This is a genomic window from Gordonia sp. ABSL11-1, assembly GCF_030315685.1.
Taxonomy (GTDB): Bacteria; Actinomycetota; Actinomycetes; order Mycobacteriales; family Mycobacteriaceae; genus Gordonia.
On record NZ_JASXSI010000011.1, the window covers coordinates 1 to 25,944 of the forward strand.

Here is a 25,944-nt window from a genome sequence, read left to right on the forward strand (position 1 = left end):
ACGGACTCCGACAAGAACGGATCGACGGGACACCGCCCGCAATCCGGCAACCGACCTAACTGGTCTTACCACTTGACCACTTGACCACACGGGTCTTAGGGTTGCGACATGCCGTTCGAGCCCATCGCGCCGCGGAGCGTGCCCGAGGACGTCTACGAGCAGATCGTCGACGGTGTGTTGTCCGGTGATCTGCCCGCCGGTGACACGCTGCCGAGCGAACGCGATCTCGCGCGCATGCTCGGCGTGTCCCGCCCTGCCGTCCGGGAGGCCCTCCGTCGCGTCGCCGCCGCCGGACTGGTGTCGATCCGTCAAGGCCAGGGCACCAGGATCCTCGACCCCGCTGCGACCGGGGGCCTCGACCTGCTGCCGCGGCTGCTCGTCCGAGAGGGCCGCCTGGTGCCCGCGGTGGCGCGTTCGATCGTGGAGGCCAGGGCGCTCGTGGGGCCGAAAGTGGCCGAGCTCGCCGCGGAACGCGCCGACGAGCACGCCGTCGTCCGGCTCCGCGACTGTCTGGCGGAACTGACCGCCGATCTCGACCCGGTGCAACAGCAGGTTGTCGCCCTGGAGTTCTGGAGCCGGGTCATCGACGCGGCGGATTCGGTCGCGTTCCGCCTCATGTACAACTCGCTGCGCGCCGCATACGAACCAGCCCTTCCGGCGCTCGCGGCCGTGCTGGAGCCGGAGGTCCGGAACGTGGCCGGCTATCGCGACGTCGTCGACGCCATCGAACACCGACGGCCCGGCGAGGCGGCACGGGCCGCGCAGATCCTGCTCGCCCCGGCGACGGCCACTCTGCTCGCCCTGTGTACCGCGCTCGCCGAGGTTGAAGCGGCCGAGACCGCAGCGGCCGAGACCGATGGGGTCGAGACCGATGGGGCCGAGACCGAGAGGGCGACGAGCCCCGCACCACCCGAAGGTTGACCAGGGGCGTGCAGCCTCGGTCTGACCGCGATCCGGACAAGGGAGACCACGAATGTCAGAGACGACGAACGCCGGCACCGGTGGGTCGGGATCGATCGATGCACGCGCCCGACGCCGCGTCGACGCTGACGAACGACGACTGCGTACCTCTCGCCGCACCGTCACCCTGCGATCGGCGTTCGCCGAGTTCGTACGACATCCGTCGCCCTGGATGATCGGCGCCCTTCTGCTCGGTGCCGTCGTCGCACGAGTCTGGATCGGCGGATGGGGACTCGCCGATCTCCTCGTCCCCGTCGTGATGGTGGCGGTCTTCCCACTCGCGGAATGGCTGATCCACGTCTTCGTCCTGCACTGGCGTCCCAAGCGGATGGGACCCGTGACCCTCGACACCCTGCTGGCCCGAAAGCATCGTGAGCACCACAACGACCCGCGCGACATCCCGCTGATCTTCATCCCGTGGCGCGCCCTGATCCCGGTCCTGATCGTGGCGCTCGTCGTGGCCCTGGTGGTCTTCCGCAGCGTCGAGCGGGGGCTGACCTTCCTGGTGGTGCTCGGTCTGCTCGGCATCGTCTACGAATGGACCCACTACCTCATCCACACCGACTACAAGCCGCGCTCACGGTTCTATCGCGCGACCTGGCGCAACCATCGATTCCACCACTACCGCAACGAGCACTACTGGTTCACGGTGACCACATCGGGCACCGCCGATCGGTTGCTGCGGACCTACCCCGATCCGGACTCGGTGGACAAGTCGCCGACTGCGAAGAACCTGCACGCGCTCACCCCATCAGGTCCCGCAGATCGCGATCCATCGTCCAGATGAGGACCTCGGCGTCGACGACGGCGGTGAGGCGCTCGCCGCCGAGGTCCTCGCCACGGACCGCGTCACCCTCGTCGATCCGTGTGCCGTCGAACTCGAGTCCGCCGGCAACCACGAACAGGTGCGAGTACCGTCCCGCCGGCACCACGATCGACGTCCCCGCGCCCAGTCGCGCGACGTGCAGTCTCGCCGAGCGGTTCGCGATGCGGATGGCCGAATCGCACCCCGGATCCCCCGATGCGATGGCCACCAGCCCCCCGTCTCGCAGCTGATCCGAGATGTCGGCGTGGGCGTACGTCGGCGTGAGTCCGGGCTCGTCCGGCATGACCCACATCTGGACGAACCGGGCGGGGACCGTGCCCGCGCCCGGCCGATCGGACCAGGTGTCGTTTCGCTCCGAGTGCAGCACGCCCGTTCCCGCGCTCATCCGTTGTGCCAGACCGGGATAGACGATCCCGGTGTTCCCCTCGGAATCCTGGTGAACCAATGAGCCGGAAGTGACCCAGGTGACGATTTCAGACTCGCGGTGCGCATGTTGGTCAAAGCCCTGTAACGGAGCGACCACATCATCGTTATTCACCAACAGGACACCGTGATGGGTGTTGGATGGGTCGTAGTGATCGCCGAAGGAGAAGCTATGGCGGGACGTCAGCCAGTCGGTTGTGGTCACCACTCGGTCCTCGGCTGCAATCACTCGAAAGCCCATGCCTCATTATGGGCCGGATCAACGGGTCCCGACGCCGCGGCCCGCGCCCATCCGAGCAGTCTCGGACCGGCGGCCCGGATACTCGAGACAGGATCGTGACCGCTCTGATCCCCGAATGGAAGCTGGCAGGATCGATATCCGCTGTGACAAGAGTGAAAATTGTGAACATGAAGATCTGGGTGAAGCGTGCGCCGACAGTGGCCTGCGCTGCGGCCACATGCAGTATCGCCCTGGCGATCAGCGCGTGTGGGATCGGTGCGTCGGCCGACGACGACGACGCCGCGGGCGCGGTGCGGGCGTTCGCTGCTGCGATGGAGCGCCAGGACCCCGGTGGTGCCGCGAAGTACACCACCGCGCCCGGTCAGGCGACCGAGGCGCTGACCCTGACGCTGAACGGCATGAACGCCGAGCACCTGGACATGGCTGTCGAGAGACCCGTCGAATACAGCGACGGGACCGCCTCGTTCTCCCTGAAGAGCACCTATCGCTGGGCCAAGGACCGAACCTTCGAGACGACGAGTTCCGGCACGGCGCGGCATCTGTCGACCGGTTGGAAGGTCACCTGGGAGCCGTCGATCATCTACCCGGGCCTGCCCTACGGTGGTCAGCTCCGCGAGATCCGCACCGACGCGACCCCGCCCCCGACCGTGAACAGCCGGTCCGGCAAGACGTTCATGTATCTGCAGCCGGTCAACGAGATCGTCCTCGACCCGGCGCAGACCCGCGACCTCACGGCGTCGGCACGGGCGTTGGCGCGCACGCTGGAGCCGATCGCGCCGCTGATCACGGCGCAGGTGATCACCGAGAAGCTGGGGCAGGCGTCGGGCAAGCCGATCACCGCGGTGACGCTGCGTGACCCGGACATGCAGGTGCTTCAGTCCAATCCGGCCGCCGTGCCCGGGGTGACCGTCCGCAAGAGCGGCAAGCTCGTGATGGCGGATCGCCGCCTGTCGTCGCCGATGGAACCGGGTCTGACCAACTACTGGCAGGCCATCCGCGACGCCACCGCGGGGTGGCAGGTCCAGATGCTCGGTCCCGGTCTCAAGCCGCGCAAGCTCGCCGGTGAGCAGGGTCCGCCCGGACCGGACGTCGAGACCACCGTCGACCAGAATCTGCAGTTGTCGCTGGGTGACGCGGCCGTCGAGGTCGGCCAGCCGGCGACCATCATGGCCCTCGATGCGGGCACCGGCGCGATCCTCGGTATGGCGCAGAACAGCTATGCGGTCGAGCGCGGCATCAATGCCAACACCCCGTATCCGGTCGGCAGCACGCTGAACCCGGTGCTGGCCGGCGTCGATCGGGTCGCGAACGCGAATCAGGGTGCGGCCGAGACCGTTCTGGACCGTCTGGGCCTCGGCGTGCAGTTCACCGTGCCGGGTCTGAGCACCCCGACCCCGGATCGGCCGGGAGTGCAGACCGTCGACTTCCGGTCAGGGGGAGCGAGCTACTCGATGACGAACATGGGTGCTCTGGGCGTTGCGATGGCGCGCGCGTCGGCCGGTCAGATGTCCTCGGTCGTCCCGTACGTCATCAAGGGTGTCCCGACGAGTGTCGTCGGCGGGAAGCTTGGCGAACTCGACGGTGCGACGACGGGTCCGGTTCTGGCCGCGATGACACAGACCGCGAAGACCGGAGATGCCAGCGACCTCACCGCGGCGCCCGGGCTGAAGGCGCTGGTCGGCACCAACGGACCGCAGGGTCCGGGGTGGTTCGTCGGGCTCCAGGGCGGCAAGGTGCTGGTGGTGTACTGCGAGGGCGAGAAGTCCGGGACGGCTGCGCTGCAGGTCGCGCAGAAGTACTTCCGCATCAAGTGACCGACCGATCGGGCCGCGTCACGAGGACCGCTTGGCGACGAACGCCGCCACCGCACGCCATCCGATCAGGAAGACGCCGAGTGAGATGGTGGCGACGATGATGAAGCTGAACGCGACGCCCTGGTGGAGCAGGTAGCGCAGGACCATTGCGATCGCGACGGCACAGGACCAGACGATCAGGCCGGCCGGCACGATCCGTTCGGGCCGGAAATCGTGGCCGAAGCTGTCGTCGCTGGAGCGGACATGGGACAGGACATAGGCGATCGACCACCCGGCCGCCGCGCCGATCGCGAACGGCCAGAGGGTCTGCAGGATGCCGACGACGGTCAGGCCTTCTTCATGGCTGGACCGGCCGATCATCACGAACACGGTGATCGCGACGAGATCGAGGAGCGCGGTCACGGGCATCGGCAGTTGACGCCGGCCCGGGAGGTCGCCGACGTCGGCGACGGCTGGGGACTCCGACATGGTTTTCTACGGTAGCGGGTCGTCGGGCCTGCGGGAACTCTCCGGCTCCCCGTCCCTGCCCCCGTCCGTGTCCGCGTCGTTCATGTCCGCGTCGTTCATGTCCGCGGTGTCGTCCACTGTGTCCGCCGTATCGTCGGCGGCGTTGTCGGGTGGGTCGCCGTCCGGCTTGTCCTCGGGATCGGCCGGCCGATCATCCGGGCCGTCCTCGCTGACGTCGTCGTCGATCTCGTCCTCGAGGCTATCGCCTTGTTTGAAGCTGTTGCGGAACATCACCAGCACGACGACCCAGCCGATGGCGGCGATGAAGACGTAGCTGATCAGCCGGTAGACGAGCACCGCGGTGATGGCGTCTGCGGCGGGCATGCCGGCGCTGGTCAGTGCGGGTACGAGGACGGCGTCGACCACGCCGATCCCGCCCGGCAGCAAGGGGACCGCGGTGCCGACCGCCTTACCCGCCGCATAGGCGACCATCAGGCCGGCGATGCTGGGGTGCGCGCCGACCGCCCAGCACGCGAACGCGAGGCAGGCGACGTCGGTGACCCAGTTGAACAGGCTCCAGCCGAACGAGATCCCCAGGTCGCGCTGCGTCAGCTGGACTGCGCGCAGCTGCTCGAGCGTCTCGATGACCCGGCCGTGGCCGTGGTCGCGCGGCTTGTTGCGGACCTGATTGGTCCACTCCACGATCCGTAGGACCGTACTCTGCAACGACTCGGGGTGGCTGGCCAGGTACTGGAAGACGACCGCGACCGCGACGAAACCGACCACCGAGAAGAACACGGAGAACGGGCTGGTCTTGGCGCCGGCCAGGAGTGCACCACCGAAACCGAGGACGGCCAGGCCGACGCCGGCGAGCAGTCCCGACATCACGACCTGCCACGACGCGACGACGGGGGTGGCGCCCCACTTGCGCGTCTCCCGGTAGACGAACGCCGGCGACAACACCGGGCCACCGGGCATCGTCTGGCTCACCGAGTTCGATGCCAGGATCACCGACAGTGACTGCCATTGCGTCACCCGCACCCCCGCTGATCGCAGCAGAGCCCGCTGGACCTGCGCGAAACTGTCCATCGACAACAGGGCGGCGCCGATGCTCGCGAGAATCCACACCCAGTCGAGATCACCGATCCGGTGCCATGCCTCTTCGAGGCTGGGTGAGATCAGGACGATCTCGGCAGCCAGGATGACCAGCACGATCGCCAGCAGGAGCCACCGAAGCCACCAGAAGCGCGACCGCGTGGCCACACCTCCGGAACCGGTCCCCTCCGACGACATGTGCACACCCTATCCACAGGAACGCTCAGGATCGGTATCCGCGGCTACGCTGGCAGGCGTGAGCGATGCCGACACCGACGGCCCATCGCGACGCGAGGCTGCCCGCAGGGCCGTCGCCGTCGCGGACCGCGAAAAGGTTCATCCCTTGGTCCGGGCGACCGCCGAGTGGACGTGGCGACTGCTCGTCATCGCGGCCGGTGCCTTCGTGCTGCTCCGCATCTTCCACGAGTTCGAAGAGGTCCTGGTGCCGGTGGCGCTCGCGATCCTCGGCGCCGCGATGCTCGTGCCGGTGGTCGACGCGATGGACCGTCGGCGGGTCCCGCGCTCGCTCGCGGTCCTCGTGACCATCATCGTCGCGCTCGGGCTGCTGGCCGCGGTGATGACCTTTGTCGTGCAGGAGTTCATCCGCGGATTCCCGGAGCTGACCAAACAGATCACCGTCACCGTCGACCGCACCCGTGACTGGCTCGTCAACGGGCCCATCGGGGTCGACGACGACCAGGTGCGCAATCTGGGCAACGAGGTCACCACCTTCCTCGAGCACAACCAGGACAAGGTGACCAGCGGTGCGCTGGCCACCGCCACGACGGCGACCGAGATCATCACCGGCGCCCTGTTGTCGGTGTTCCTGCTCATCTTCTTCCTGTACGGCGGCGGACAGATCTGGACGTTCGTCACGAAACTCGTGCCGCGCCACACCCGCGGCCGGGTGCGGGCGGCCGGCACCGCCGGGTTCGGGACGCTCGTCGGCTATGTCCGGGCCACCGTGGCGGTGGCCTTTGTCGACGCACTCGGCATCGGCGTGGGGCTTGCGATTCTGAGTGTGCCGCTGGCGCTTCCGCTCGCGTCGCTGGTGTTCCTGGGCGCCTTCATCCCTATTGTCGGTGCACTCATCACCGGAACCCTGGCCGTGATGGTCGCACTGGTCACGCAGGGCTGGATCGCCGCCGTCATCGCGCTGGCGATCGTGATCGGTGTCATGCAGGTGGAAAGCCATGTGCTGCAGCCGTTCCTGTTGGGCCGATCGGTGCGTCTGCATCCGGTTGCGGTGGTGCTGGCGATCGCCGCAGGCATCGTGTCGGCGGGGATCATCGGCGGCCTGCTCGCGGTGCCGCTGATCGCCTTCGCCAACACTGCGATCCGCCACCTCGCCGACAGCGCGGCCACAGTGCGGGAGCGCGCCGCCGACCGCGACGGGAGGATGTACGTCGCCGAGCCGGATGAGCCGCGCTGGGATCGGATCGACGCCCCGGCGGAGGCCGACGAGGAGGCGCGGTCTGTCATCGCCGGACATGATGCCGAGGAGTCCGATTCGGCGGACTCCGGTGAGCGTGAGGCGACGACAGAGTCCACGACGCCGGATGCCGCGACCGCGAAGGACGACCCCGACCGGTCCGGCGACGACCGGCCCGGCGACGACCGGGCCTGACCATGGGCGGCGGGGCGCAGGCGGACGGTCGGTCGGGTCCCAGTCGTGCAGCGCAGATCGCCCGGGCCGCCGACACCGATCCGGTCGGACCGCTGTGGCGGGCCGCGCAACTGTTCCGATTCCTGTCCTACCTGTACGCGCTGGGCTTCCAGATCGCCATCAACGACGACCTCCTGCACGATGATGCGGCGTGGGTGCTCTTCGGCGTGCTGAGCGCGTGGTCGCTGGCGTCCGGGATCGCCTACCACGTCGGATTCGGCCGCACCGTGTACTGGGTGAGCGCCGACGTCGTCGTCGCCTGCGCGCTCATGCTGTCGACGTCGTATGTCGCCGAGACCTCGTGGGCGCTGAACAACCAGACGTGGCCGACGACGCTGTGGGCGGTGAACGCCGTCATCTCCGTTGCCCTGCTGGCCGGTCCGATCTGGGGAATCGTCGGCGGGCTCGTCGTCGGTGGGACGAGTTCGTTCGTCAAGGGTGCGTTCGACCTCAACTTCGGGCGCAACGCGACGATCATCATCATCGTCGCGACCGGGATGGCGGTCGGGCTCGCGGCGGTCATCGCGCGCCGCGCCCACGCCGTGCTCACCCAGGCGGCGGCGGTCGCCGCGGCGACCGAGGAACGCGAACGACTCTCGCGCGAGGTCCACGACGGGGTGCTGCAGGTGCTGTCGCTGATCGCGAAACGCGGACGGGAGATCGGCGGCGACACCGCGGAACTGGCCGAGCTCGCGGGTCAGCAGGAACGTGCCCTGCGCCGCCTGATCTCCGATGCCGACGACGACATCGACGTCGCGACCGAGGCCGTCGACCTCGCCACGATCCTTCGATCGTTCGCGGGCGAGCGGGTGTCGGTCAGTTCACCGGGGTCCGCCGTCGTCGTCGATGTTGTTGTCGCCGAACAACTCCGGTCGGTGGTGCGCAACGCGCTAGACAACGTCGCGCATCATGCCGGCGACGGTGCCCGGGCATTCGTGCTGCTCGAGGATCTCGGTGACCGCGTGGTGGTCAGCGTGCGCGACGATGGCGTCGGCATCGCCCCGGGGCGACTCGACGAAGCGCACCGGCAAGGGCGGATGGGGATCTCGAAGTCGATCGTCGGACGTGTCGAGGCACTCGGCGGTACCGCGGTCCTCGATTCAGGGCCGGGCCTGGGCACAGAATGGGAACTGACGATTCCGGTGGAGCGGGAGGGCTGAACGATGATGCGGTCGGACGACGGAGACGCTGCGGCACCGGATCGCCTGCGGGTGATGGTCGTCGACGATCATCCGATGTGGCGCGACGGGGTGGCCCGCGATCTCGAGGAGGAGGGGTTCGAGGTGGTGGCGACTGCCGACGGGGTGGGCAGCGCCGGTCGGCGTGCGGGGGCGGTGACCCCGGACGTCGTGCTGATGGACATGCAATTGCCGGACGGCAGTGGCGCGGAGGCGACCGCGGCGGTGCTCGAGGCGTCCCCGGCATCGCGGGTGCTCGTGTTGTCGGCGTCGGACGAGCGCGACGATGTGCTACAGGCCGTGAAAGCAGGTGCCAGTGGGTATCTGGTGAAGAGTTCGTCGCGGGCTGAGCTCGTGGTGGCCGTCCGCGCCACCGCCGACGGTCAGGCCGTGTTCACGCCCGGGCTGGCCGGACTGATCCTCGGCGAGTACCGGCGGATGTCCGCCGAGCCCGATCCGGATCAGACCCGGCCGTCGCTCACCGAGCGGGAGACCGAGGTGCTGCGGTACGTGGCGAAAGGATTGAGCGCCAAGCAGATCGCCAGCCGGCTGTCGCTGAGTCACCGGACCGTCGAGAATCACGTGCAGGCCACACTGCGAAAGCTCCAGCTCGGAAACCGAGTGGAGCTGACGCGGTACGCGATCGAACACGGACTGGACGGATGAACGAGCCCTACTCGACGAACGTCGTCGGCGCAGGAATCTGCGGAACGTCCTGCCCCCGGGACGATTTCCGTGTCCGGCGCGGTCGCGTTGCCTCCTGGTGGGTGTAGCGGGGAGACAATCCTGCGAGGCTGTGCGGCTGATCACGCCCGGTCTTGACCCCGTCTTGACCAAGGAGGTCATCGATACCGGTCGGCGGTGGATTGACGGGTGTGGGTGGGCAGCTGTCCGAGATGGCGGTCCGGGGTTGGTCCCGGGAAGGCGCCCGGGGGATGCGCCCGACTCAGAGGCGGCGCTGACATATTGCCGCCGGCCGCTCAGCTCTCCGACCGGCTGCGGCGCAGCAGATCCTGCACGCTGATCTGGCCGCCGTCGCCGTCGCCGTCGGCCTCGGAGCGGGCGTGCCGATCGGTGCCGCGGCGCTTGCCGGACCCGTTGCTCGTGCCGTTTCCGGTGCCGGTGCCGTCCGTGCCGTCGGGAGCCGGGCGGTCATCGTCGGCGGTGCGATCGCCGGTGAGCGACGGGTCGGCGTCGCTCAGACCGCGATCCATCGGCGAACCGCCGCTGCGGGGCGCCGGGGTCGGGCCGGGACGCTGATCCTCCGGCGCGAGTGACGCCGCGAGCGGACGTTTGCCGGTGCTGTCGAGCGCCGGGCGCCGACCGAGCGGGGAGTCGTCACGACGCCGCGGCGGGGATGTCGGACCCGACGGCGGTGTCGGGGGCGCAGGCGGCGCAGCGGGGGAAGGGCCCGGTGTGGGTGCGCGGGGCGGCTCGTCGCCACCCATGCGGATTCCGCTGGCACCGAGCCGCCAGCTACCGGTGTCGGGGCCACCCGACCGGGAGCGGGACGACCGGCCACGCATCGCCGCCGACGTCTGTGGCGGGCCGGCAGGTCGTGGCGCACCTGATCCCGGCGTGCCTGATGCGGGTGCACCAGATCCGGGCGCGCCCGCGCCGGGATCACTCGGTCGCCGGTCGGAGGGCCGCTGGCTCTGCTGACGGTCCGCAGGCGACGGCGCAGGTGCCGGTCCGGATCGCGCCGGGCCGGGAGCCGGCATCGGACGGTTCCGGGCCGACGTGCGGTCAGGTGCGGGACGGTCGGGTGCGCGGCGGGCCGGCGGTTCCGACGTCCGCGCGGGACCACGCCCCTGCGGGGATCGCGGACCCGGCCGGGGGCCGGGCGCGGCGGATCGTGTCGCGGTGGCGGTTCCGGCCGCAGCGGCCCCGACGGCCGCCGTCGCGGCAGCAGCGCGCGGCGCGGCAGACATCGCCGACGTCGGCGCCTCGGCCACGATCGTGCCCGCCGAGCGTGAACGGGCGGCCCGGGCGCTGTCGCGCATCTCGTCGGGTTCGTCGTCGAGGACGGTCTCGCCCAGGCCGATCTTGCGCTGCAGTGTCTGCATCCAGCGCGGCGCCCACCAGCAGTCGTCGCCGAGCAGCTTCATCACCGACGGCACCAGCAGCATGCGGATGATGGTCGCGTCGAGGATGAGCGCCGCGATCATGCCGTAGGCGATGTACTTCATCATCACGATCTCGGACAGCCCGAAGGCGCCGGTGACGACGACGAGGATCGCGGCGGCCGCGGTGATGATACGGCCGGTATAGGCGGTGCCGACCCGGACCGCCTCCGTCGTGGTCGCGCCCTTCTGTCTCGCCTCGACCATGCGGGACAACAGGAATATCTCGTAGTCGGTGGACAGACCGAAGATGATCGCGATGATCAGCACGAGAATCGCCGCGAACAGCGGACCGGGGGTGAAGTTCGCGAGTCCGGCGCCGTGACCGTCGACGAAGATCCAGGTGAGGATGCCGAGTGTGGCGCCGAGTCCGAGTGCGGTCATCAACGCCGCCTTGATCGGCAGGACCAGGGAGCCGAACGCCAGGAACATGAGGAACCCGGTCACCAGCACCAGGAGGATCGCCATGATCGGCAATCTCGACATCAGTGCGTCGATCGAATCCTGCGTCAGCGTCGGCGTGCCGGCGACCCACATGGTGAGCCCCTGCGTGTCGATGGCACGGAGGTCCTTGATCGCCGCGGCGGCGGTGTCACGATTGACCAGCCCCGCCGACATCTGCAGGATCTGCGGTCCGTTGTCGCCGTACTGACCGGTCAGCGCGCCGCCGTCGGAACTCGGGCTGAACTGCTTGGTGAACCCGGGGATCTTGTTGGCCTCGTCGGCGATCGAGGTGATCTTGTCGCCGCTCGCGTTGTCGTTCGGGTCATAGGCGATGACGAGCTTGATCTCTTCGGTGCGCTCGGTCGGGAAGAACTTGTCGAAGTTCTCCTGCGCGACACGGTTCGGGTTGTCGGGCGGGAGGTAGGCCTCGCTGATGCCGCCGAACTTGATGCCACCGAACGGGATCGTCAGCACGAGCAGGATCAGCACGGTCGGCACCGCGGTCGCGACCGGATGCTGCATCACCCAGCCGGCCAGCCGGCCCCAGAACCCGTTCTCGATCTCTTCCTTGGTCTTCGTGCGCCGCAGGAAGGGCAGGCCGAGCGCGTCGATCCGTGGACCCAGGATCGACAGGATCGCCGGCAGCACGGTGATCGACAGGATCGCCGCCAGCGACACCGACGCGATCGCGCCGTAGGCGACTGACTTGAGGAAGCCCTGCGGCATGATCAGCAGACACGCCAGGGCCGCGACGATGATGGTCGCCGAGAACACCACCGTCTGACCCGAGGTCATCACGGTTCTTCGGACCGCGGCCTTGGTCGAATAGCCCTCCGCGAGTTCCTCTCGGAACCGGCTGACGATGAACAGTCCGTAGTCGATCGCGATACCCAGGCCGATCAGCGTGACCACCGACTGCGCGAAGATGTTCAGCTCGGTGACCTGGGCCAGCACCTTCATGATGCCGAGCGATCCGGCGATGGTCAGGCCGCCGATGAGGACGGGCAGACAGGCCGCGACCACTCCGCCGAAGATGAAGAACAGCATGATCGCCACCAAGGGCAGGGCGATCACCTCGGCCCGGTGGATGTCCTTGTCCATACCGTCGGCCATCGATCCGGCGACCGGTTGGAGGCCGGCCATCTCGAAGGTCGTGCCCTCGAGATTGAATCTGTCCGGGATGTCGTCGAAGAACGGTTCGATCGTCTGATAGTTCTTCAGGATCGTGGTGTCGTCGTCGCCCTTGACGCCGATGCTGATGAACGCGTGCTGTTTGTCGTCGGTGAAGGTGCGCGACCGGATGGTTTCCTGTGCGGCCTTCGACGTCGCGGTCTGATCCCGCAGGTAGAAGGGGTCGATGACGCCCGGGTCCTCGCGGTTGACGATGTCACCGTGCTGCGAGATCAGATCGTCGACGAAGTTCTCCACCTTCGCGCCGAACTCGGGATCGTCGACGGTGGTGCCCTGCGGCGGGGTGATCAGCAGGATCACGTCGGAGCGGTGGTCGCGACCGAGCGAGGTGTCCGCGACCTGCGATCCCTTCACCGACTCCGACGTCGGGTCGAACCAGCCGCTCTGGCTGAGGTACTTACCCAGGTCCAGTCCGTAGAGACCGAGACCGGCCATCATCGCGATGAGTACGGCGATGACCGCGAAGCGCATTCGATAGACGAAAGTGCCGATGGCTCCGAACACGCCTGGGTCCTTCCTCTCGTCGTGAGTGGTGCTGATCGTGGTGAACAGGGGATCGATCGGTCCTGGGGCGCAGGATGACGGTTGATTCTTGCAGGTCGTCCTGATAGCTCGCTGAGTCGGCGCGCGTCGGTGTGTCCGTCGCCGTGGCGGCAGCGCGAACTCAGTGCAGCAGTGCGCGCAGCGGCCGGAACGGCGTGAGCCATGCCCCGTCGTCGGGAAGCGAATCGAGCCCGATGCGTGGCAGCGGCTCCCGGAACACCGCCGGGATGTCCTCGAGGTCGACGAACTCCAGTTCTTCGGTGGTCAGGGCCCAGCTGGCGTGCTCCCGGAACCCGATCACGGTGACCGGGAGGCCGTCGGCCGCCACCTCGAGCAGCGGCTCGCGGAACGCCTGTCCGTCCGCCGAGGCGACGATGAGGCCAGCTAGTCCCACAGTGTGCCTGCGAAGTTCGATGTGGTCGAGCATGTCGGCGTCGACATCGCTGTCGTCGGTCAGTTTGGGCTTCGCGAACACGGCATATCCGACGTTGCGCAGGGCGTCGACCCAGGGCCGCACGACGTCGGCGCTGCCGGGGACGATGTTGGTGAAGACCGTCGCCTCGGGTTCCACGGGGGTGTCGGGGAGCCCGCCGGAGATGTCGGCGGTCCGCTGCAGCAGCCATCGGCCCAACGCGTCGAACCGCGGGCGGTGCGCGGCCGTCGGGCGACCTCCGAGGATGGCGCCGAGGCCCATGTCCATGTTGGGTGCGTCCCACACCAGCAGGACCCGTGCCGACCCGGAACGGCCGGCGATCGATTCCCCGAATCCGCTGGGGGACGGGGTATCCGGGGTGTCGTCGGTCATGTCGGGTCGCTTTCGGTCGACGCGGCGGGTCTCGGTTGCGGCTTCACGTACACGAACTCGTTGACGCCGCGGCCCTCGCGTTCGGCGCGACCCTCGAACTTGGTGGTGGGCCGGGTCAGCGAGATGGGGGCGTCGAAGGTCAGCGGTATCACGTGCGGACGGTCGGCCCGCTGGGTGGCCAGACGCTCGGCGATCCACTCCGCATAGTCGGCGTGGTCGGTGGCGATGTGCAGGATGCCGCCGGGGGCGAGCCGATCGGCCATCAGTTCGATCGTGCCGCTCTGCAGCAGACGTCGCTTGTGATGCCGTGATTTCGGCCACGGATCCGGGAAGAACACCCGGACACCGGTGAGGCTGTCCGGCCCGAGCAGCTCACGCAGCACGACGACGGCGTCACCGCGCACCATCCGGATGTTGGTCAGCCCCTCCCGGTCGATGAGGCCCAGCAACTGGGCGAGTCCGGGCTTGTAGACCTCGACGGCGACGACGTCGACGTCGGGTTCCTCGGTCGCCATGGCCGCTGTCGAGATGCCCGTGCCGCTCCCGATCTCGAGGACGCGAGGTGCCTCCCGGCCGAACAGTCCCGGCAGGTCGAGCGGTGGCTCGGGCACCTGGTCGGGACCGATCGCGAGGTCGCGGCCCAGCCGGGGCCAGAGCGTCTCCCAGTTGCGTTGCTGACCGGTCGTCAGGGTGCCCCGCCGGAACCGGAAACTGGTCACCCGCGGGTACAGACGTGACTGGTCGACACTGTCGTTCACCCGACCATCGTTGCGCATCGAGGGCCGTCGAGGACAGTCGGTGCGCCTGAGCCGCCGGTCAGCAGCGCGGGCGGAGGGCAGGAACGCTACATTGCGAGGCATGCCGCACGCTGCGCCGATCGCTTCCCCGGGTGCCCTGTCGGGTATCCGGTCGAGTGCGCTCGCGCGTGCCGTCGAGTCGGGGGAGCTGGCCGCCGTCGTCGGACCGGACTCACCCGTGCGTGCCGACCTCGCCGACGCCGCCGGCCGGTACGCCCGGCCACTGCAGATCGCGGTCTGCGGGCGACCCGGCACCGGGCGCGACACCGTCGCCCGGGCGCTGCGTGAACGGCTGTCGGTCACCGCGATCGGACCCGGTGAGGTGGGCGAGGGAGCCGCCGACGCCGACCTGTGGCTGTATGTGCTGTCGGGGCCCCCACGCCGCGCCGACCACACCCTCCTCGCCACGGTCCCGCGAGACCGGACGATCGTCGTCCTCGGCAAGGCGGACACGCACGGCCTCGGCGACGCCACGGTCGCCGACGCCGTCGCGGCCGAGTGCGCCGAGACGATCGGACTGCCCGTTCACCCGATGTCGGCGCTGCTGGCGTGCGCCGATCTGTCCGACGACGAGACCGATTTCCTCCGCGGGCTGGCCGCGGCGGGCGAGACGATGCCGTCGATGGCGGCGCAGTTCCTCACCGCCTCGACGCAGAGTGCGGAGACATCTGTCGGCGATGAGCGGACCGTGCGGGCGGGTCTGCTGCGCCGGATCGATCAGCGCGGCATCGACATCGCGCTCGCCGTGCTCGCCGAGTGCGCGGGCGACGAGCCGACGGCCTCCACGGTGAACCGAGAGTTGCATGCGGAGAGCGGGATTCACGCTCTGGTACCGGCCATCCGGGAGCGGGTGGAGATCGTGCGGTACTGGCGGCTGGTCGAACTGCGGGCCCGCGTCGAGTTGCTCGCCGCGCGAGGTGCGGATCGCGACGTCCTCGAGCACCTGCTGCAGATCGGTGAGGCCGCGTGATGTCGGCGCCCGCGGGGTCGTCGGGGGCGGGACTGCTGTCGCGGGTGCACGGGCTCACCGGGTTCGATGCGGCCGCGGTCGCGGGTACCGGCACCGTGGTCGCCGTGTTCGGGGTGGGCGGCACCGGCGTGACGTGCCTCGTCGAGGCCTGCCACCTGATCGACCCGTCCGCCCCGGTCGTCGAGGGCCGGTGGGGCCGACAGCACGACGACCGCACGGTCGGTATCGCGCTGATGGTCCTCGACCCGACGTCGTCGGTGGGTGAGGAGGAGCGCGAGGCCGTCGACGAGCTGCGGTCGCGGTTCGGCATCGTCGCGCTCGTCGGTACCAAGATCGACGCCTTCTGGGAGTGGCCACGCATCCTGCGTGCGCATCGCGCGCTGCTCGACCCGCACGAGGAGCTACCGGTGTTCGCCGTGTCGTCGCTGGCCGCGCTGTCCGGGGCGCCCGACGAGTCCGGGGTCTCCGCGGTCCTCGAGTGGGCCGGCGAGCACCTTGCGGCGCCCGGCGACCTGCGGGCCGAGCGTGCCCGGGTCGCGGCCGCGCTCGGCGCCGTCGACCACGCGGAGGCCGGCCTGTACCGGCAGACCGATGCCGATGCCGCCGCGGAGGAGGCCGAGGCGCTGACGCGTCGTCGGCGGCAGCTGCTGGAATCGCGTGATCGCGGACGCGGCGACCGGTTGACCGCGGCCCGCACCGGCCTGGCCTCCGTGCGCGGGCAATCGCACGCCGACGTCGCCGCGGGCACCCGTGCCCTCGCCGCCGCGGCCACGACCCGGTCGGCGTCGCTGAACCGCCGCACCCTCGACGACTACGTGCACTGGCTGGGCGCCGAGACCGTCGCGTTGCGCGACCGCGTCGACGAGGCGACCGACGACCGTGTCGACGAGGTCCGGGCCGCGGCGCTGCTCGGCCTCGACGCCGGGCCCACCGAGGCGGGAGCGCCGGAGGTCCCGCCCGAGGAGCGCAGCCCGGAACCGCCGTTCTCGCGCCCGGTGCCGAGCGGCCGGCGCGGCGGCGAGGACGCCCTGGTGGTGGTGATCGGCGCATCGACCGGTCTGGGCCTCGGACGTCTCATCGTCGCTCCGATGGCCTCGGTCCAGACACTGCAGTGGATCAGCATGCCCCTGACCCTGCTGCTCGGGGTGGCGGCCGCCGCGCTGGTGATCCGTGTGCGGCGCGTCGCGGCACTGCGTGCGGAGATCCGCGGCTGGAGCAACGACGCCCTCGGGGAGACGCGGGGACGCCTCGATCACCGGGTGGGTGCACGGGTGGCCGCCGTCGAGCCGTATCTGATCAGTCAGATCAGCCGCTACTACGACCGCCGGGCCCGACACGTGGCCGGTCAGGTCGCCGAGATCGACGAACGACTCCGCGGCCTGCGGTCCGGCGCCGCCGACCAGGTGCATCGGGATCGGCTGGGTCGTGTGCGCAGCACGCGTCGTGAACTCGCCGCGCTCGCGGACGCGCTCGCCGGGGAGGACGATGGACCGCAGCGGTGACCGTCGCGGGCGGGACGGTCGTGAATGAGGTCGTACCCGATGGAACCGAACGGGCTCCGCGTGCGTCCTATCATCACGGTGGTGTGCGGTGGTGCCGGTACGGACGAGGCCGATACGGACGAGGGGAGTGCACGGGATGGACATGTCGTTTCTGGGCGGTGAGCCGCTTGACGGCGGGCACTACGGTGACGGGCAGGGCGGGCAGACCGGTGACGTCGATCGCGTCTCGATCGATGCCGGCGGAGGGTTCACGGCCGACCAGGTCGGATACGTCGCCCCCGCCGACGACGCGCACGCATCGACGTTCCCCGAGCCGACCTCTCCCGCGGACCACCTCTGGATGCACTCCGACGGGCGGGTCTGGGACCTCGGTCCGGCCGACGTCGACACCGATGCCGACGGCATCCGCGACTCACTGACGCGCAGCGGTGCCGGCGGCGTGACGGTCTACACCGACTCCGACCACGACGGTCAGGTCGACAAGATCACCGAGGTAGACGCCGACGGCATGTTCTCGTCGCGCACGCTCGACCCGACGAGTGGCACCTGGGTCCCGACCGACAGCGGCCGCCTCGGCTGAGGCGGACCCGCGGACCCCGCCAGACCTCGCCCGGGGGGGTTGCGAACGCCCGGAGTGTGGGATATACCGCATCTCGATCACCCCGGTACCTAGCGGGCGCTCGGTAAACGTATCCTGTGGTGACGACGACATCGCGACGGCCCTGCATCCCGCCGTCACCTCGGAGGAGACCCCATCATGACCTCAGCCACCATTCCCGGCCTCGACCCGAACACCGCCCCGACGAAACACGCCGGACTGCTGGCGTGGGTCACCGAGGTCGCCGAGCTGACACAGCCGGATCGGGTGGTCTGGTCGGACGGCAGCGATGCCGAATGGGAGCGGCTGACCACGCAGCTGGTGGACTCCGGCACCCTCATCAAACTGAACGAGGAGAAGAAGCCGAACTCGTTCCTCGCGCAATCCGATCCCGCCGATGTCGCCCGCGTGGAGTCGCGTACCTACATCTGCTCGGCCACCAAGGAAGACGCCGGGCCCACCAACAACTGGGTCGATCCGGCGGAGATGCGCGCCACGATGACCGACCTGTACCGCGGATGCATGCGCGGCCGCACGATGTTCGTCATCCCGTTCTGCATGGGCCCCCTCGGTTCCGACGACCCGAAGCTGGGCGTGGAGATCACCGACTCCGAATACGTCGTCCTGTCCATGAAGATCATGACCCGCGTCGGACCGCAGGTCCTCGAACTGCTCGGCGACGACGGGTTCTTCGTCAAGGCCCTGCACTCGGTCGGTGCGCCGCTCGAACCCGGCCAGGCCGACGTCCGGTGGCCGTGCAACTCGGAGAAGTACATCTCGCACTTCCCGGAGGACCGCGAGATCTGGTCGTTCGGTTCCGGATACGGCGGCAACGCCCTCCTCGGCAAGAAGTGCTACGCGCTGCGCATCGCCTCGGTCCTGGCTCATGACGAGGGCTGGCTGGCGGAGCACATGCTGATCCTCAAGCTGACCAGCCCGCAGAAGAAGGTCTACTACGTCGCGGCCGCGTTCCCGAGCGCCTGCGGCAAGACGAACCTCGCGATGATCCAGCCCACCATCCCGGGCTGGGAGGCCGAGACGGTTGGCGACGACATCGCCTGGATGCGCTTCGGCGACGACGGTCGTCTGTACGCGATCAACCCGGAGTTCGGCTTCTTCGGTGTCGCACCCGGCACCAGCGACGACTCCAACCCGAACGCGATGAGGACCATCGAAGCCGGCAACACCCTGTACACGAACGTCGCACTGACCGACGACGGTGACATCTGGTGGGAGGGCATCGGCGGCGAGAAGCCGGCGCACCTGACCGACTGGCTGGGCAACGACTGGACGCCCGCGTCCGACGCGAAGGCCGCACACCCGAACTCGCGCTACTGCACCCCGCTGGACCAGTGCCCGTCGCTGGCCCCGGAGTGGGATGACCCGAAGGGCGTGCCGATCTCGGCGATCCTGTTCGGCGGTCGTCGTAAGACCACCGTCCCGCTGGTGACCGAGGCGCGCGACTGGCAGCACGGCGTGTTCATGGGCGCCACCGTCGGCTCCGAGCAGACCGCCGCGGCCGAGGGCAAGGTCGGCACCGTGCGTCGCGACCCGATGGCGATGCTGCCGTTCCTCGGCTACCACATCGGCGACTACTTCGCGCACTGGCTCGACCTCGGCAAGAACGCCGACGCCGACAAGCTGCCGAAGGTGTTCTACGTCAACTGGTTCCGTCGCGGCGACGACGGCCGCTTCCTGTGGCCCGGTTTCGGCGAGAACAGCCGTGTGCTCGAGTGGATCGTCGGACGCATCGAGGGGCAGAACGAGGGCATCTCGACCCCGATCGGCATCGTCGCGAAGCCGGAGGAGATCGACGTCGACGGCCTCGGTGACGTGCCCGCCGAGGACATCGCCGCCGCGCTCGCGGTCGACGCCGACGAGTGGCGTCAGGAGATCCCGCTGATCGAGGAGCTCTTCGAGTTCGTCGGCGACAAGCTGCCGACCTCGCTGCGCGACGAACTCGATCACCTCAAGCAGCGCCTCGCCTGATCGCGCTCTAGATCCCACGCTGTCGTACGCTGGTCGCACCGTCCGCGCGGAGCTGTGACGGATGATGCGGTAGGGTCTTCCCCCATGGGACTTCGCTTGTGGGGGGCGGCGCTCGTGTCCGCTTGTGCCGTAGGTCTTTCCGTGGTGTCCGCGGGCGGTGCCGTCGCGGCCCCGTCGGATGTCGGCGCGATGTACCGCGATTCGACGGTCATCAACGGTGCGCCCACGTTCGGTGCGATCTCCGGCATCGACCGGACCGACAACGGCAGCTATGCACTGATCTCGACGGACGTGGGCCGGCTGGGGCCGGCCCGCGTCTACACCGCGAATCTGGCGTTCCGGTCCGACATCGGTTTCCTCGGCAACGGGACGATCAACGGAGGCGGTCCGATCCTGGGACCGTTCCAGATCCCGCCTCTGCCCGGTCAGGCGCAGTTCGAGGGCATCCGCCGCGTGGGCGCGGACTACGTCGTCGCGAGCGGCGGAGCCAACCAGTTCGTCCGGCAGATCGGACGATTCGGCAACCACATCCGCGACCTGGGACTGCCCAGCGCCTACCGGACCACCGCGAAGTCCGGACTGAACGGTCAGCGCGGCCTCACCGGCGTGGCGGTCGGCCCGGGCAGCCGGATCAGCGCCATCACCGCGGGCGGGCTGAAGCAGGACCCGCGCACCTCGGCGCGACTGATCACCTGGGCGGGCAAGGGCACCTCGGAGCACGTCTATCGCACCGACGGCGACAAGGTGGCCGCCGACGTCCTGTCGGTCAACAACACCGACTTCCTCGTCCTCGAACGCGGCAAGGGACGGGTCACCCGCATCTACTGGACCACCACGCGTGGAGCGCAGTCGGTCTCGGGCGCGGCGAAGCTGTCCGGCCGCGAACGCGCGATGCCGAAGAAACTCATCTTCTCCACCGCGCCGCTGTCCGGTCTGACCACCGGAAACATGTCCGGGTTGGGTTGGGGCAACTGGCTTCCCGACCGTCCGTGGCAGAACTACCGAGGACGCATCCTCTACGTCGTCACCAACAACGCGTTCGCCGGTCCGACCCGCGTCCACGCCCTCGAAGTGCACCTGCCGAAGGGCTGAGGACACACCCCGAGATCGACTCAGGGATTTTCCCGATGGCCAACCGGCTCGAGATTTGGCACGGTTGATGCCATGACTTCGGCTTCCACGGACGACCCGCACGTCGAAACACGATCGATCGCCGCCGGTGCGGCGGATCTGACCAAGGTGTACGGCACGGGTGACACCGTCGTCGAGGCCCTGAGGGGGGTCAGCATCGAGTTCCCCGCGGGGGAGTTCACCGCCATCATGGGCCCGTCGGGCTCGGGCAAGTCGACCCTGATGCACTGCCTCGCGGGGCTCGACGTCGCCACCGGCGGACGTGTGCACATCGGTGACGTCGACCTCACCGGTCTGTCGGACAAGGCGATGACCATGCTGCGGCGGGACCGCATCGGATTCGTCTTCCAGTCGTTCAACCTCGTCCCGACGCTGACCGCCGCGGAGAACATCACCCTGCCCGTCGACATCGCGGGTCGCGACGTCGACAAGGAGTGGTTCGACGCGGTGGTCGACCGACTCGGCATCACCGAACGACTGAGCCATCTGCCGAGCGAGCTCTCCGGCGGACAGCAGCAGCGTGTGGCGTGTGCGCGGGCACTCGTCGGCAAGCCGGACATCATCTTCGGCGACGAGCCGACCGGCAACCTGGATTCGCGCTCGTCGGGTGAGGTGCTGTCGATCCTGCGCGCCGCGACCGACGAGTTCGGGCAGACCGTCGTGATCGTGACGCACGATCCGCGGGCCGCCTCCTACGCCGATCGTGTGGTCTTCCTCGCCGACGGCCAGATCGTCCGCGAGCTGTCGCGCCCGTCGGCCGACGACGTGTTCGAGGTGATGAAGAACCTCGACGACGGGCCGGACGTGAATGCGGCGAGCGGGAGCGGGGCGAGCGGAGCGAGCGGGGCGAGTGAGACCGCCGCCGGGAGCGGAGCGAGCGGGGCGAGTGAGACCGCCGCCGGCGCGCATGAGGCCGACCCCGGCGACTCCGCCACGACCGCAACGGATCAGGCCACCGGCGATCACACGCCCAAACACGCGGCTCCCGCCCCCGAGGTGCGCTGAGACCATGGCGTCGTCCTCGGTGATGCGCCGGGTCTCCCTGCGGAACCTGCGCGCACACAAACTCCGTCTCTTCCTCACGGTGTTCTCGATCGTCCTGGGCACGTCCTTCGTCGCCGGGTCGATCGTGTTCACGTCGACGATCTCGAAGGCGTTCAACGACATCTTCGACTCGGCTGCGCCGGGTGTCTCCGTTCAGGTGACGCCGGAGAACAGTCAATCACCCGGTGTGCCGCAGTCGGTCTACGACGATCTGAACGCCCAGAAACAGCAGTTGGGCATCGATCGGATCGTCGCGAACTACGAGGGCCTGGTCACCATCGCGAACTCGGAGGGCAAGGCCCTGCAGACGGGGGGTGCCCCGAGTATCGGGACCGCCTACCTGCCGCCCGACGTCGCGTTGTCTCCCGACGCCGGCAAGGTCCTGCCCGGTGGTCGCGGGCCGGCGAATGCCGGTGAGATCGCACTGAATTCGTCGGCGGCGGAGAATGCGGGCCTGGCGGTGGGGTCGACGACGAAGCTCGTGCTCGGGCAGGGTTCGGCCGAACCCCGTGAGGTGAAGGTCGTCGGCCTGCTCGACCTGCCGGGCGCCACGAGTGGCTATGTGAACGTCCAGTTCGACCAGGCGACCGCGCGTGCCCTGTTCTCCGACGGCTCGCATTCGGCGAACGTGGACATGTCCGCCGTCGCCGGGGTGAGTCCGGAGCAGTTGCAGGAACGCGTGGAGAAGGCGCTTCCCGCGAACACCTACACGGTGCGGACCGGGGAGGAGGTGCGTCAGGACCAGAAGGACCAGGTCAACCAGTTTCTCACCATCTTCACCGGAATCCTGTTGGCGTTCGCGGCGATCGGCCTGATCGTCGGCACGTTCATCATCTACAACACCTTCTCGATGATCGTCGCCCAGCGGAACCGTGAGTTGGCGTTGCTGCGCGCGGTCGGTGCGAGCCAGAAGCAGGTGTCGCGATCGGTCCTGTTCGAGGCGTTCGTCGTCGGTGTCCTCGGCGGTGCCGTCGGGCTGGGCATCGGCGTCGCCCTGGCTGCGGCGTTGAAGGCGTGGACGCAGTCGTCGTCGGGTCTGCCCGACGCCCCGCTGCAGATCGGTGCGCCCGCGGTGCTGGCGGCGCTGTTCGTCGGTGTCGTGGTGACGATGATCAGCGCCTGGGTGCCGGCGGCCCGCGCGTCGCGGGTGCCACCGGTGGAGGCGATGCGCGCCGGCATGGCGGAGGGCTCGGCGCCGCTGCGGGTGCGCACGCTGATCGGTGCCGTCGTCGGGGTGGCGGCGTTGGCCGCCATCGTGATCGGGGCGATGGGCGAGGGCTTGGGGCCGGCGATCGCCGTCGGCGCGGGTGCCGCGGGGGCGATCGCCGCGGTCGTGCTGGCCGGTCCGGCCCTGTCGCAGCCGATCGTCGGCGGGCTCGGTACGGTTCTGGGGGCGCCCTTCGGCAAGCTCGGCCGTCTGGCCCGCACCAACGCCGTGCGCAACCCGCGCCGGACCGCGGCGACGGCGTTCGCGTTGACGCTGGGACTCATGCTGGTCGCCGTCATCGGCACGCTGGGGTCGTCGTTCAAGGGCACGATCGACGATGCCGTGGACACCGGATTGAAGGCCGAGTTCATCGTTGCCGGTGCCAATCAGCTCCCGGTGCCCGGCTCGGTGTCCGGCGTGGTCGCCGACACCGAGGGCGTCGGGTCGTCGGTCAGCTTCGGCATCGTGCAGTCCACGGTCGGGGACAAGTCGGTCACCGGTTACGCCGCAGTCGGCGGACAACCCGACGACGTCGCGATCCTGAACATGAAAGACGGTGCGCCCGAACAACTCCCGGACGACGGGATGATCGTCAGCGAACGCACGCAGAAGACGGAGGGCTGGAATCGCGGGGATGTGGTGAGCTTCACCGGCCCGACCGGACAGCAGGTCCCGGTCACCGTGTCGGGGGTCTACGAGGACAACGAGGCGCTGCAACCGTGGCTCGTCGGCCCCGACGTGTACGCCAAGCTGATCCCGCCGTCGGCGCAGGTGAGCGCGATGATCTTCGTGACGCCAGCGCCGGACGTGCCGGCCGAGGAGCTGCGCACGAACCTGGAGAACGCCACCGACTCGTATCTGACCGTGCAGGTTCAGGACCGCGACCAGTTCAAGAGCTCGGTGTCGTCCCAGATCGACCAGATGCTGGCCACCCTGTACGCGATGCTCGGACTCGCGCTGCTGATCGCGGTGCTCGGCATCGTCAACACGCTGGCGTTGTCGGTGGTGGAACGCAAACGGGAGATCGGCATGCTGCGGGCCGTCGGCATGTTGCGGGCGCAGGTGCGGCGCAGCATTTACCTGGAGTCGGTGCTCATCGCCATCTTCGGTGCGATCCTCGGCGTGATCCTGGGCAGCGTGATCGGGTGGGCCCTGGTGCGGACCCTGGCCAAGTGGGGACTGGGTACCCCCGTCGTGCCGTGGAGCCTGATCGGCATCACGCTGATCGCCTCGGCCGTCGTCGGTGTCCTCGCGGCGCTGTGGCCGGCGGTCCGTGCCGCTCGGACCAGGCCGTTGGAGGCGATCGCCGAGGCATGACGGGGCTCGACGCGTCACCTCGACGGCCGGCCGGTGCCGGGATGACACAATCGGTCGCATGACCCGACCCCCCGACGACCGCTGGGACCCGAACCGCGAGCATCCCGACACGCGGCGGTTCGAGCCTTCCGACGAGACCTCCGCGTACGGGCCGGACGATCCGACGGCGCCGTACGGACCGCCGCAGGCCTACACCGAGGCGGCGTCATACGGGTCCGGCTACCCACCGCCGGGCGGTCCGGGTGAACCGCCGGACGAACCGCAGCCGCCGAAGAAGAACACCGGCCGCACCGTCGGGCTGGCACTGGCGGTCATCGCCGCACTGGTCGTGCTGGCCCTCGTCGGGGTACTGATCGCGCGCGGATCCGGCGACGACGGCGGCACCGGCGCCGGGTCGAGCTCGTCGCCGGAGCCGTCGACGACGTCGTCGCGCAGCACCACCACCACGACGACCACGACCACCGAGGAGACGACGACCACGACGACACCGACGGTGCCGCCCGGTCAGGTCGTCTACCAGCTGACCGGCAACGGCGACGTCATCGGCATCCGCTTCCTCGACGGCAGCCGCTCGACGGTCGTCGCCGCGGCCGGGACGCCGTGGTCGCAGGCCGCGACCGTCACCGGGGCGACCGCCGAGATCAGTGCGATCGTCATCCGCGGTCCGGTCACCTGCAACATCCTGCGCGGGGAGGATCTGCTGTCGTCATCGACGAGCAACGGCGGACCGCTGCGCTGCGCGGCGCCGATCGGGTGAGCTGGTCCGCAGTCTCGGTGGTTGCCCCGCGTCTCAGTGTTTTCGCAGCACCAGCACGAGATTCGTGCCGAGCACCTCACGCAGTCCGGGTACGCGCATGAGCCACCACAACCGGTGCGGGAGGTAGCGGGGGAAGGCGGCGACGAGTTCGGCACGCGATCCCGCACCGGCGGCCCAGGCGAACCCCTGCGCGGCGGTCACCGGGAACAGTGAGGTGCCGAAGAGATTCTTCGGCGGGTGGCCGTGGCGGCGGGTGTACCAGCGGGCGGCGCGATGGCCGCCGGCATAGTGGGTGAGACCCATCTCGTGCCCGCCGAACGGACCCCACCACAGGGTGTAGCTGATGATCACGGTGCCGGCCGGGCGGGTGACCCGCAGCATCTCGTCGGCCATCGCCCACGGTGCGGGTGTGTGTTCGACGACGTTCGACGAGAACGTGACATCCATCGAGTCGTCGGCGAACGGGAGATGCTGGCCGGAGCCGCGGACGCCTGCGCGGTGGTCGAGCCCGCCCGCATGCATCTCGGCGGCATCGGGCTCCACCGAGATGTAGTGCGCTCCACGCAGTTCGAACGCATCGGCGAAGTAGCCGGGCCCGCCGCCGACGTCGAGGATCACGGCGTCGTCGAGCCCCGCGCCGTGCCAGTCCGCGACCATCTGCGCGGTGTCGATGGCGATCGCGCCGTAGAAGCGCGCGGGATCGGTCTGCTCGAACCGGAAGTCGTCGAGCAACCTGATCGCGCGCGACCACGTCGCGTACCGGGCGAACGTCGGCCTGCCGGTACCGGTCCTGTTGTGTCCGATCCTGCTGCGTCGGATCCCATTGCGTCCGATCCAGCGTTCGATCGCTGAGCGCCGGATTCCGTTGCGGCCCAT

At 69.2% G+C, this 25,944-nt stretch carries 21 protein-coding genes; 14 read left to right on the plus strand and 7 right to left on the minus strand.

Translation table 11 applies throughout. The annotated features are described in order from the left end of the window. Positions 1 to 108: 108 nt before the first annotated feature. Both QSJ19_RS13500 and QSJ19_RS13505 read left to right on the plus strand, forming a co-directional pair. Complete coding sequence (locus tag QSJ19_RS13500) at positions 109 to 921, plus strand: FadR/GntR family transcriptional regulator (protein WP_286321097.1); 813 nt, start codon at positions 109 to 111, stop codon at positions 919 to 921. 52 nt (positions 922 to 973) lie between these two features. Further along, complete coding sequence (locus tag QSJ19_RS13505; protein WP_286321099.1) at positions 974 to 1,747, plus strand: sterol desaturase family protein; 774 nt, start codon at positions 974 to 976, stop codon at positions 1,745 to 1,747. Here QSJ19_RS13505 and QSJ19_RS13510 read toward each other — a convergent pair. Continuing rightward, a complete protein-coding gene (locus QSJ19_RS13510) occupies positions 1,704 to 2,450 on the minus strand; it encodes a pirin family protein (RefSeq protein WP_286321101.1) in 747 nt (248 codons plus the stop codon). The genes QSJ19_RS13505 and QSJ19_RS13510 overlap by 44 nt on opposite strands. A gap of 167 nt (positions 2,451 to 2,617) precedes the next feature. On the opposite strand from QSJ19_RS13510, the gene QSJ19_RS13515 reads away from it, so the two are divergent. Further along, positions 2,618 to 4,264 (plus strand): NTF2-like N-terminal transpeptidase domain-containing protein, encoded by a 1,647-nt coding sequence (locus QSJ19_RS13515; RefSeq protein WP_286321102.1) that lies wholly within the window; start codon positions 2,618 to 2,620, stop codon positions 4,262 to 4,264. A gap of 18 nt (positions 4,265 to 4,282) precedes the next feature. Here the strand turns inward: QSJ19_RS13515 and QSJ19_RS13520 are convergent, their stop codons facing one another. Continuing rightward, positions 4,283 to 4,732 (minus strand): DUF3054 domain-containing protein, encoded by a 450-nt coding sequence (locus QSJ19_RS13520; protein WP_502876165.1) that lies wholly within the window; start codon positions 4,730 to 4,732, stop codon positions 4,283 to 4,285. Between the two features lie 6 nt (positions 4,733 to 4,738). After that, the gene (locus QSJ19_RS13525; RefSeq protein WP_286321103.1) at positions 4,739 to 6,004 is read right to left on the minus strand and encodes a lysylphosphatidylglycerol synthase transmembrane domain-containing protein; all 1,266 of its coding nucleotides are present in this window, start codon (positions 6,002 to 6,004) and stop codon (positions 4,739 to 4,741) included. A gap of 58 nt (positions 6,005 to 6,062) precedes the next feature. Between QSJ19_RS13525 and QSJ19_RS13530 the strand changes: the two genes are divergently transcribed. Genes QSJ19_RS13530 through QSJ19_RS13540 form a run of 3 tightly spaced genes read left to right on the plus strand, consistent with a single transcriptional unit; the run spans position 6,063 to position 9,316 of the window. Continuing rightward, on the plus strand, positions 6,063 to 7,433 hold the full coding sequence (locus QSJ19_RS13530; protein WP_286321104.1) for an AI-2E family transporter: 1,371 nt from the start codon (positions 6,063 to 6,065) through the stop codon (positions 7,431 to 7,433). A 2-nt stretch (positions 7,434 to 7,435) separates the two neighbouring features. Then, positions 7,436 to 8,632: a MacS family sensor histidine kinase gene (macS, locus tag QSJ19_RS13535; protein WP_286321105.1), complete on the plus strand. Its 1,197-nt coding sequence runs from the start codon at positions 7,436 to 7,438 to the stop codon at positions 8,630 to 8,632. A gap of 3 nt (positions 8,633 to 8,635) precedes the next feature. Then, positions 8,636 to 9,316, plus strand: coding sequence for a response regulator (locus QSJ19_RS13540; RefSeq protein WP_286321106.1), 681 nt, complete (start codon positions 8,636 to 8,638; stop codon positions 9,314 to 9,316). Between the two features lie 314 nt (positions 9,317 to 9,630). Here the strand turns inward: QSJ19_RS13540 and QSJ19_RS13545 are convergent, their stop codons facing one another. From QSJ19_RS13545 to trmB, 3 genes are all read right to left on the minus strand, one after another. Beyond that, positions 9,631 to 12,912, minus strand: coding sequence for an MMPL family transporter (locus QSJ19_RS13545; protein WP_286321108.1), 3,282 nt, complete (start codon positions 12,910 to 12,912; stop codon positions 9,631 to 9,633). A gap of 160 nt (positions 12,913 to 13,072) precedes the next feature. Further along, on the minus strand, positions 13,073 to 13,756 hold the full coding sequence (locus tag QSJ19_RS13550) for an NYN domain-containing protein (RefSeq protein ID WP_286321111.1): 684 nt from the start codon (positions 13,754 to 13,756) through the stop codon (positions 13,073 to 13,075). Then, a complete protein-coding gene (trmB, locus tag QSJ19_RS13555; RefSeq protein WP_286321113.1) occupies positions 13,753 to 14,532 on the minus strand; it encodes a tRNA (guanosine(46)-N7)-methyltransferase TrmB in 780 nt (259 codons plus the stop codon). The genes QSJ19_RS13550 and trmB overlap by 4 nt, the downstream gene beginning before the upstream one ends. Before the next feature lie 82 nt (positions 14,533 to 14,614). Between trmB and QSJ19_RS13560 the strand changes: the two genes are divergently transcribed. The 8 genes from QSJ19_RS13560 to QSJ19_RS13595 all read left to right on the plus strand — a co-directional run bounded on the left by QSJ19_RS13560 (position 14,615) and on the right by QSJ19_RS13595 (position 25,068). Further along, on the plus strand, positions 14,615 to 15,523 hold the full coding sequence (locus tag QSJ19_RS13560; RefSeq protein ID WP_286321114.1) for a hypothetical protein: 909 nt from the start codon (positions 14,615 to 14,617) through the stop codon (positions 15,521 to 15,523). Next, positions 15,523 to 17,025 carry a GTPase domain-containing protein gene (locus QSJ19_RS13565; RefSeq protein ID WP_286321115.1) on the plus strand — a complete coding sequence of 501 codons (1,503 nt, stop codon included), beginning with the start codon at positions 15,523 to 15,525 and terminating at the stop codon, positions 17,023 to 17,025. The genes QSJ19_RS13560 and QSJ19_RS13565 overlap by 1 nt, the downstream gene beginning before the upstream one ends. A 136-nt stretch (positions 17,026 to 17,161) precedes the next feature. After that, positions 17,162 to 17,605 (plus strand): DUF6802 family protein, encoded by a 444-nt coding sequence (locus QSJ19_RS13570; protein ID WP_286321116.1) that lies wholly within the window; start codon positions 17,162 to 17,164, stop codon positions 17,603 to 17,605. 177 nt (positions 17,606 to 17,782) lie between these two features. Continuing rightward, the gene (locus tag QSJ19_RS13575) at positions 17,783 to 19,612 is read left to right on the plus strand and encodes a phosphoenolpyruvate carboxykinase (GTP) (RefSeq protein ID WP_286321117.1); all 1,830 of its coding nucleotides are present in this window, start codon (positions 17,783 to 17,785) and stop codon (positions 19,610 to 19,612) included. An 84-nt stretch (positions 19,613 to 19,696) separates the two neighbouring features. Next, a complete protein-coding gene (locus tag QSJ19_RS13580) occupies positions 19,697 to 20,704 on the plus strand; it encodes an esterase-like activity of phytase family protein (protein ID WP_286321118.1) in 1,008 nt (335 codons plus the stop codon). A gap of 72 nt (positions 20,705 to 20,776) precedes the next feature. Further along, the gene (locus QSJ19_RS13585; RefSeq protein WP_286321120.1) at positions 20,777 to 21,748 is read left to right on the plus strand and encodes an ABC transporter ATP-binding protein; all 972 of its coding nucleotides are present in this window, start codon (positions 20,777 to 20,779) and stop codon (positions 21,746 to 21,748) included. Between the two features lie 4 nt (positions 21,749 to 21,752). After that, positions 21,753 to 24,311, plus strand: a complete 2,559-nt coding sequence (locus tag QSJ19_RS13590) for an ABC transporter permease (RefSeq protein ID WP_286321121.1) — start codon at positions 21,753 to 21,755, stop codon at positions 24,309 to 24,311. A gap of 58 nt (positions 24,312 to 24,369) precedes the next feature. Next, positions 24,370 to 25,068 carry a hypothetical protein gene (locus tag QSJ19_RS13595; RefSeq protein ID WP_286321122.1) on the plus strand — a complete coding sequence of 233 codons (699 nt, stop codon included), beginning with the start codon at positions 24,370 to 24,372 and terminating at the stop codon, positions 25,066 to 25,068. Between the two features lie 33 nt (positions 25,069 to 25,101). Here the strand turns inward: QSJ19_RS13595 and QSJ19_RS13600 are convergent, their stop codons facing one another. Continuing rightward, a complete protein-coding gene (locus tag QSJ19_RS13600) occupies positions 25,102 to 25,944 on the minus strand; it encodes a class I SAM-dependent methyltransferase (protein WP_286321123.1) in 843 nt (280 codons plus the stop codon).

What these genes read in the sequence shown, in the direction of transcription:
- QSJ19_RS13500 (WP_286321097.1), top strand. Translation starts at nt 109, where the DNA reads ATGCCGTTCGAGCCCATCGCGCCGCGGAGCGTGCCCGAGGACGTCTAC.
- QSJ19_RS13505 (WP_286321099.1), top strand. Translation starts at nt 974, where the DNA reads ATGTCAGAGACGACGAACGCCGGCACCGGTGGGTCGGGATCGATCGAT.
- QSJ19_RS13510 (WP_286321101.1), bottom strand. Translation starts at nt 2,450, where the DNA reads ATGGGCTTTCGAGTGATTGCAGCCGAGGACCGAGTGGTGACCACAACC.
- QSJ19_RS13515 (WP_286321102.1), top strand. Translation starts at nt 2,618, where the DNA reads ATGAAGATCTGGGTGAAGCGTGCGCCGACAGTGGCCTGCGCTGCGGCC.
- QSJ19_RS13520 (WP_502876165.1), bottom strand. Translation starts at nt 4,732, where the DNA reads ATGTCGGAGTCCCCAGCCGTCGCCGACGTCGGCGACCTCCCGGGCCGG.
- QSJ19_RS13525 (WP_286321103.1), bottom strand. Translation starts at nt 6,004, where the DNA reads ATGTCGTCGGAGGGGACCGGTTCCGGAGGTGTGGCCACGCGGTCGCGC.
- macS (WP_286321105.1), top strand. Translation starts at nt 7,436, where the DNA reads ATGGGCGGCGGGGCGCAGGCGGACGGTCGGTCGGGTCCCAGTCGTGCA.
- QSJ19_RS13540 (WP_286321106.1), top strand. Translation starts at nt 8,636, where the DNA reads ATGATGCGGTCGGACGACGGAGACGCTGCGGCACCGGATCGCCTGCGG.
- QSJ19_RS13550 (WP_286321111.1), bottom strand. Translation starts at nt 13,756, where the DNA reads ATGACCGACGACACCCCGGATACCCCGTCCCCCAGCGGATTCGGGGAA.
- trmB (WP_286321113.1), bottom strand. Translation starts at nt 14,532, where the DNA reads ATGCGCAACGATGGTCGGGTGAACGACAGTGTCGACCAGTCACGTCTG.
- QSJ19_RS13560 (WP_286321114.1), top strand. Translation starts at nt 14,615, where the DNA reads ATGCCGCACGCTGCGCCGATCGCTTCCCCGGGTGCCCTGTCGGGTATC.
- QSJ19_RS13565 (WP_286321115.1), top strand. Translation starts at nt 15,523, where the DNA reads ATGTCGGCGCCCGCGGGGTCGTCGGGGGCGGGACTGCTGTCGCGGGTG.
- QSJ19_RS13570 (WP_286321116.1), top strand. Translation starts at nt 17,162, where the DNA reads ATGGACATGTCGTTTCTGGGCGGTGAGCCGCTTGACGGCGGGCACTAC.
- QSJ19_RS13575 (WP_286321117.1), top strand. Translation starts at nt 17,783, where the DNA reads ATGACCTCAGCCACCATTCCCGGCCTCGACCCGAACACCGCCCCGACG.
- QSJ19_RS13580 (WP_286321118.1), top strand. Translation starts at nt 19,697, where the DNA reads ATGGGACTTCGCTTGTGGGGGGCGGCGCTCGTGTCCGCTTGTGCCGTA.
- QSJ19_RS13585 (WP_286321120.1), top strand. Translation starts at nt 20,777, where the DNA reads ATGACTTCGGCTTCCACGGACGACCCGCACGTCGAAACACGATCGATC.
- QSJ19_RS13590 (WP_286321121.1), top strand. Translation starts at nt 21,753, where the DNA reads ATGGCGTCGTCCTCGGTGATGCGCCGGGTCTCCCTGCGGAACCTGCGC.
- QSJ19_RS13595 (WP_286321122.1), top strand. Translation starts at nt 24,370, where the DNA reads ATGACCCGACCCCCCGACGACCGCTGGGACCCGAACCGCGAGCATCCC.
- QSJ19_RS13600 (WP_286321123.1), bottom strand. Translation starts at nt 25,944, where the DNA reads ATGGGCCGCAACGGAATCCGGCGCTCAGCGATCGAACGCTGGATCGGA.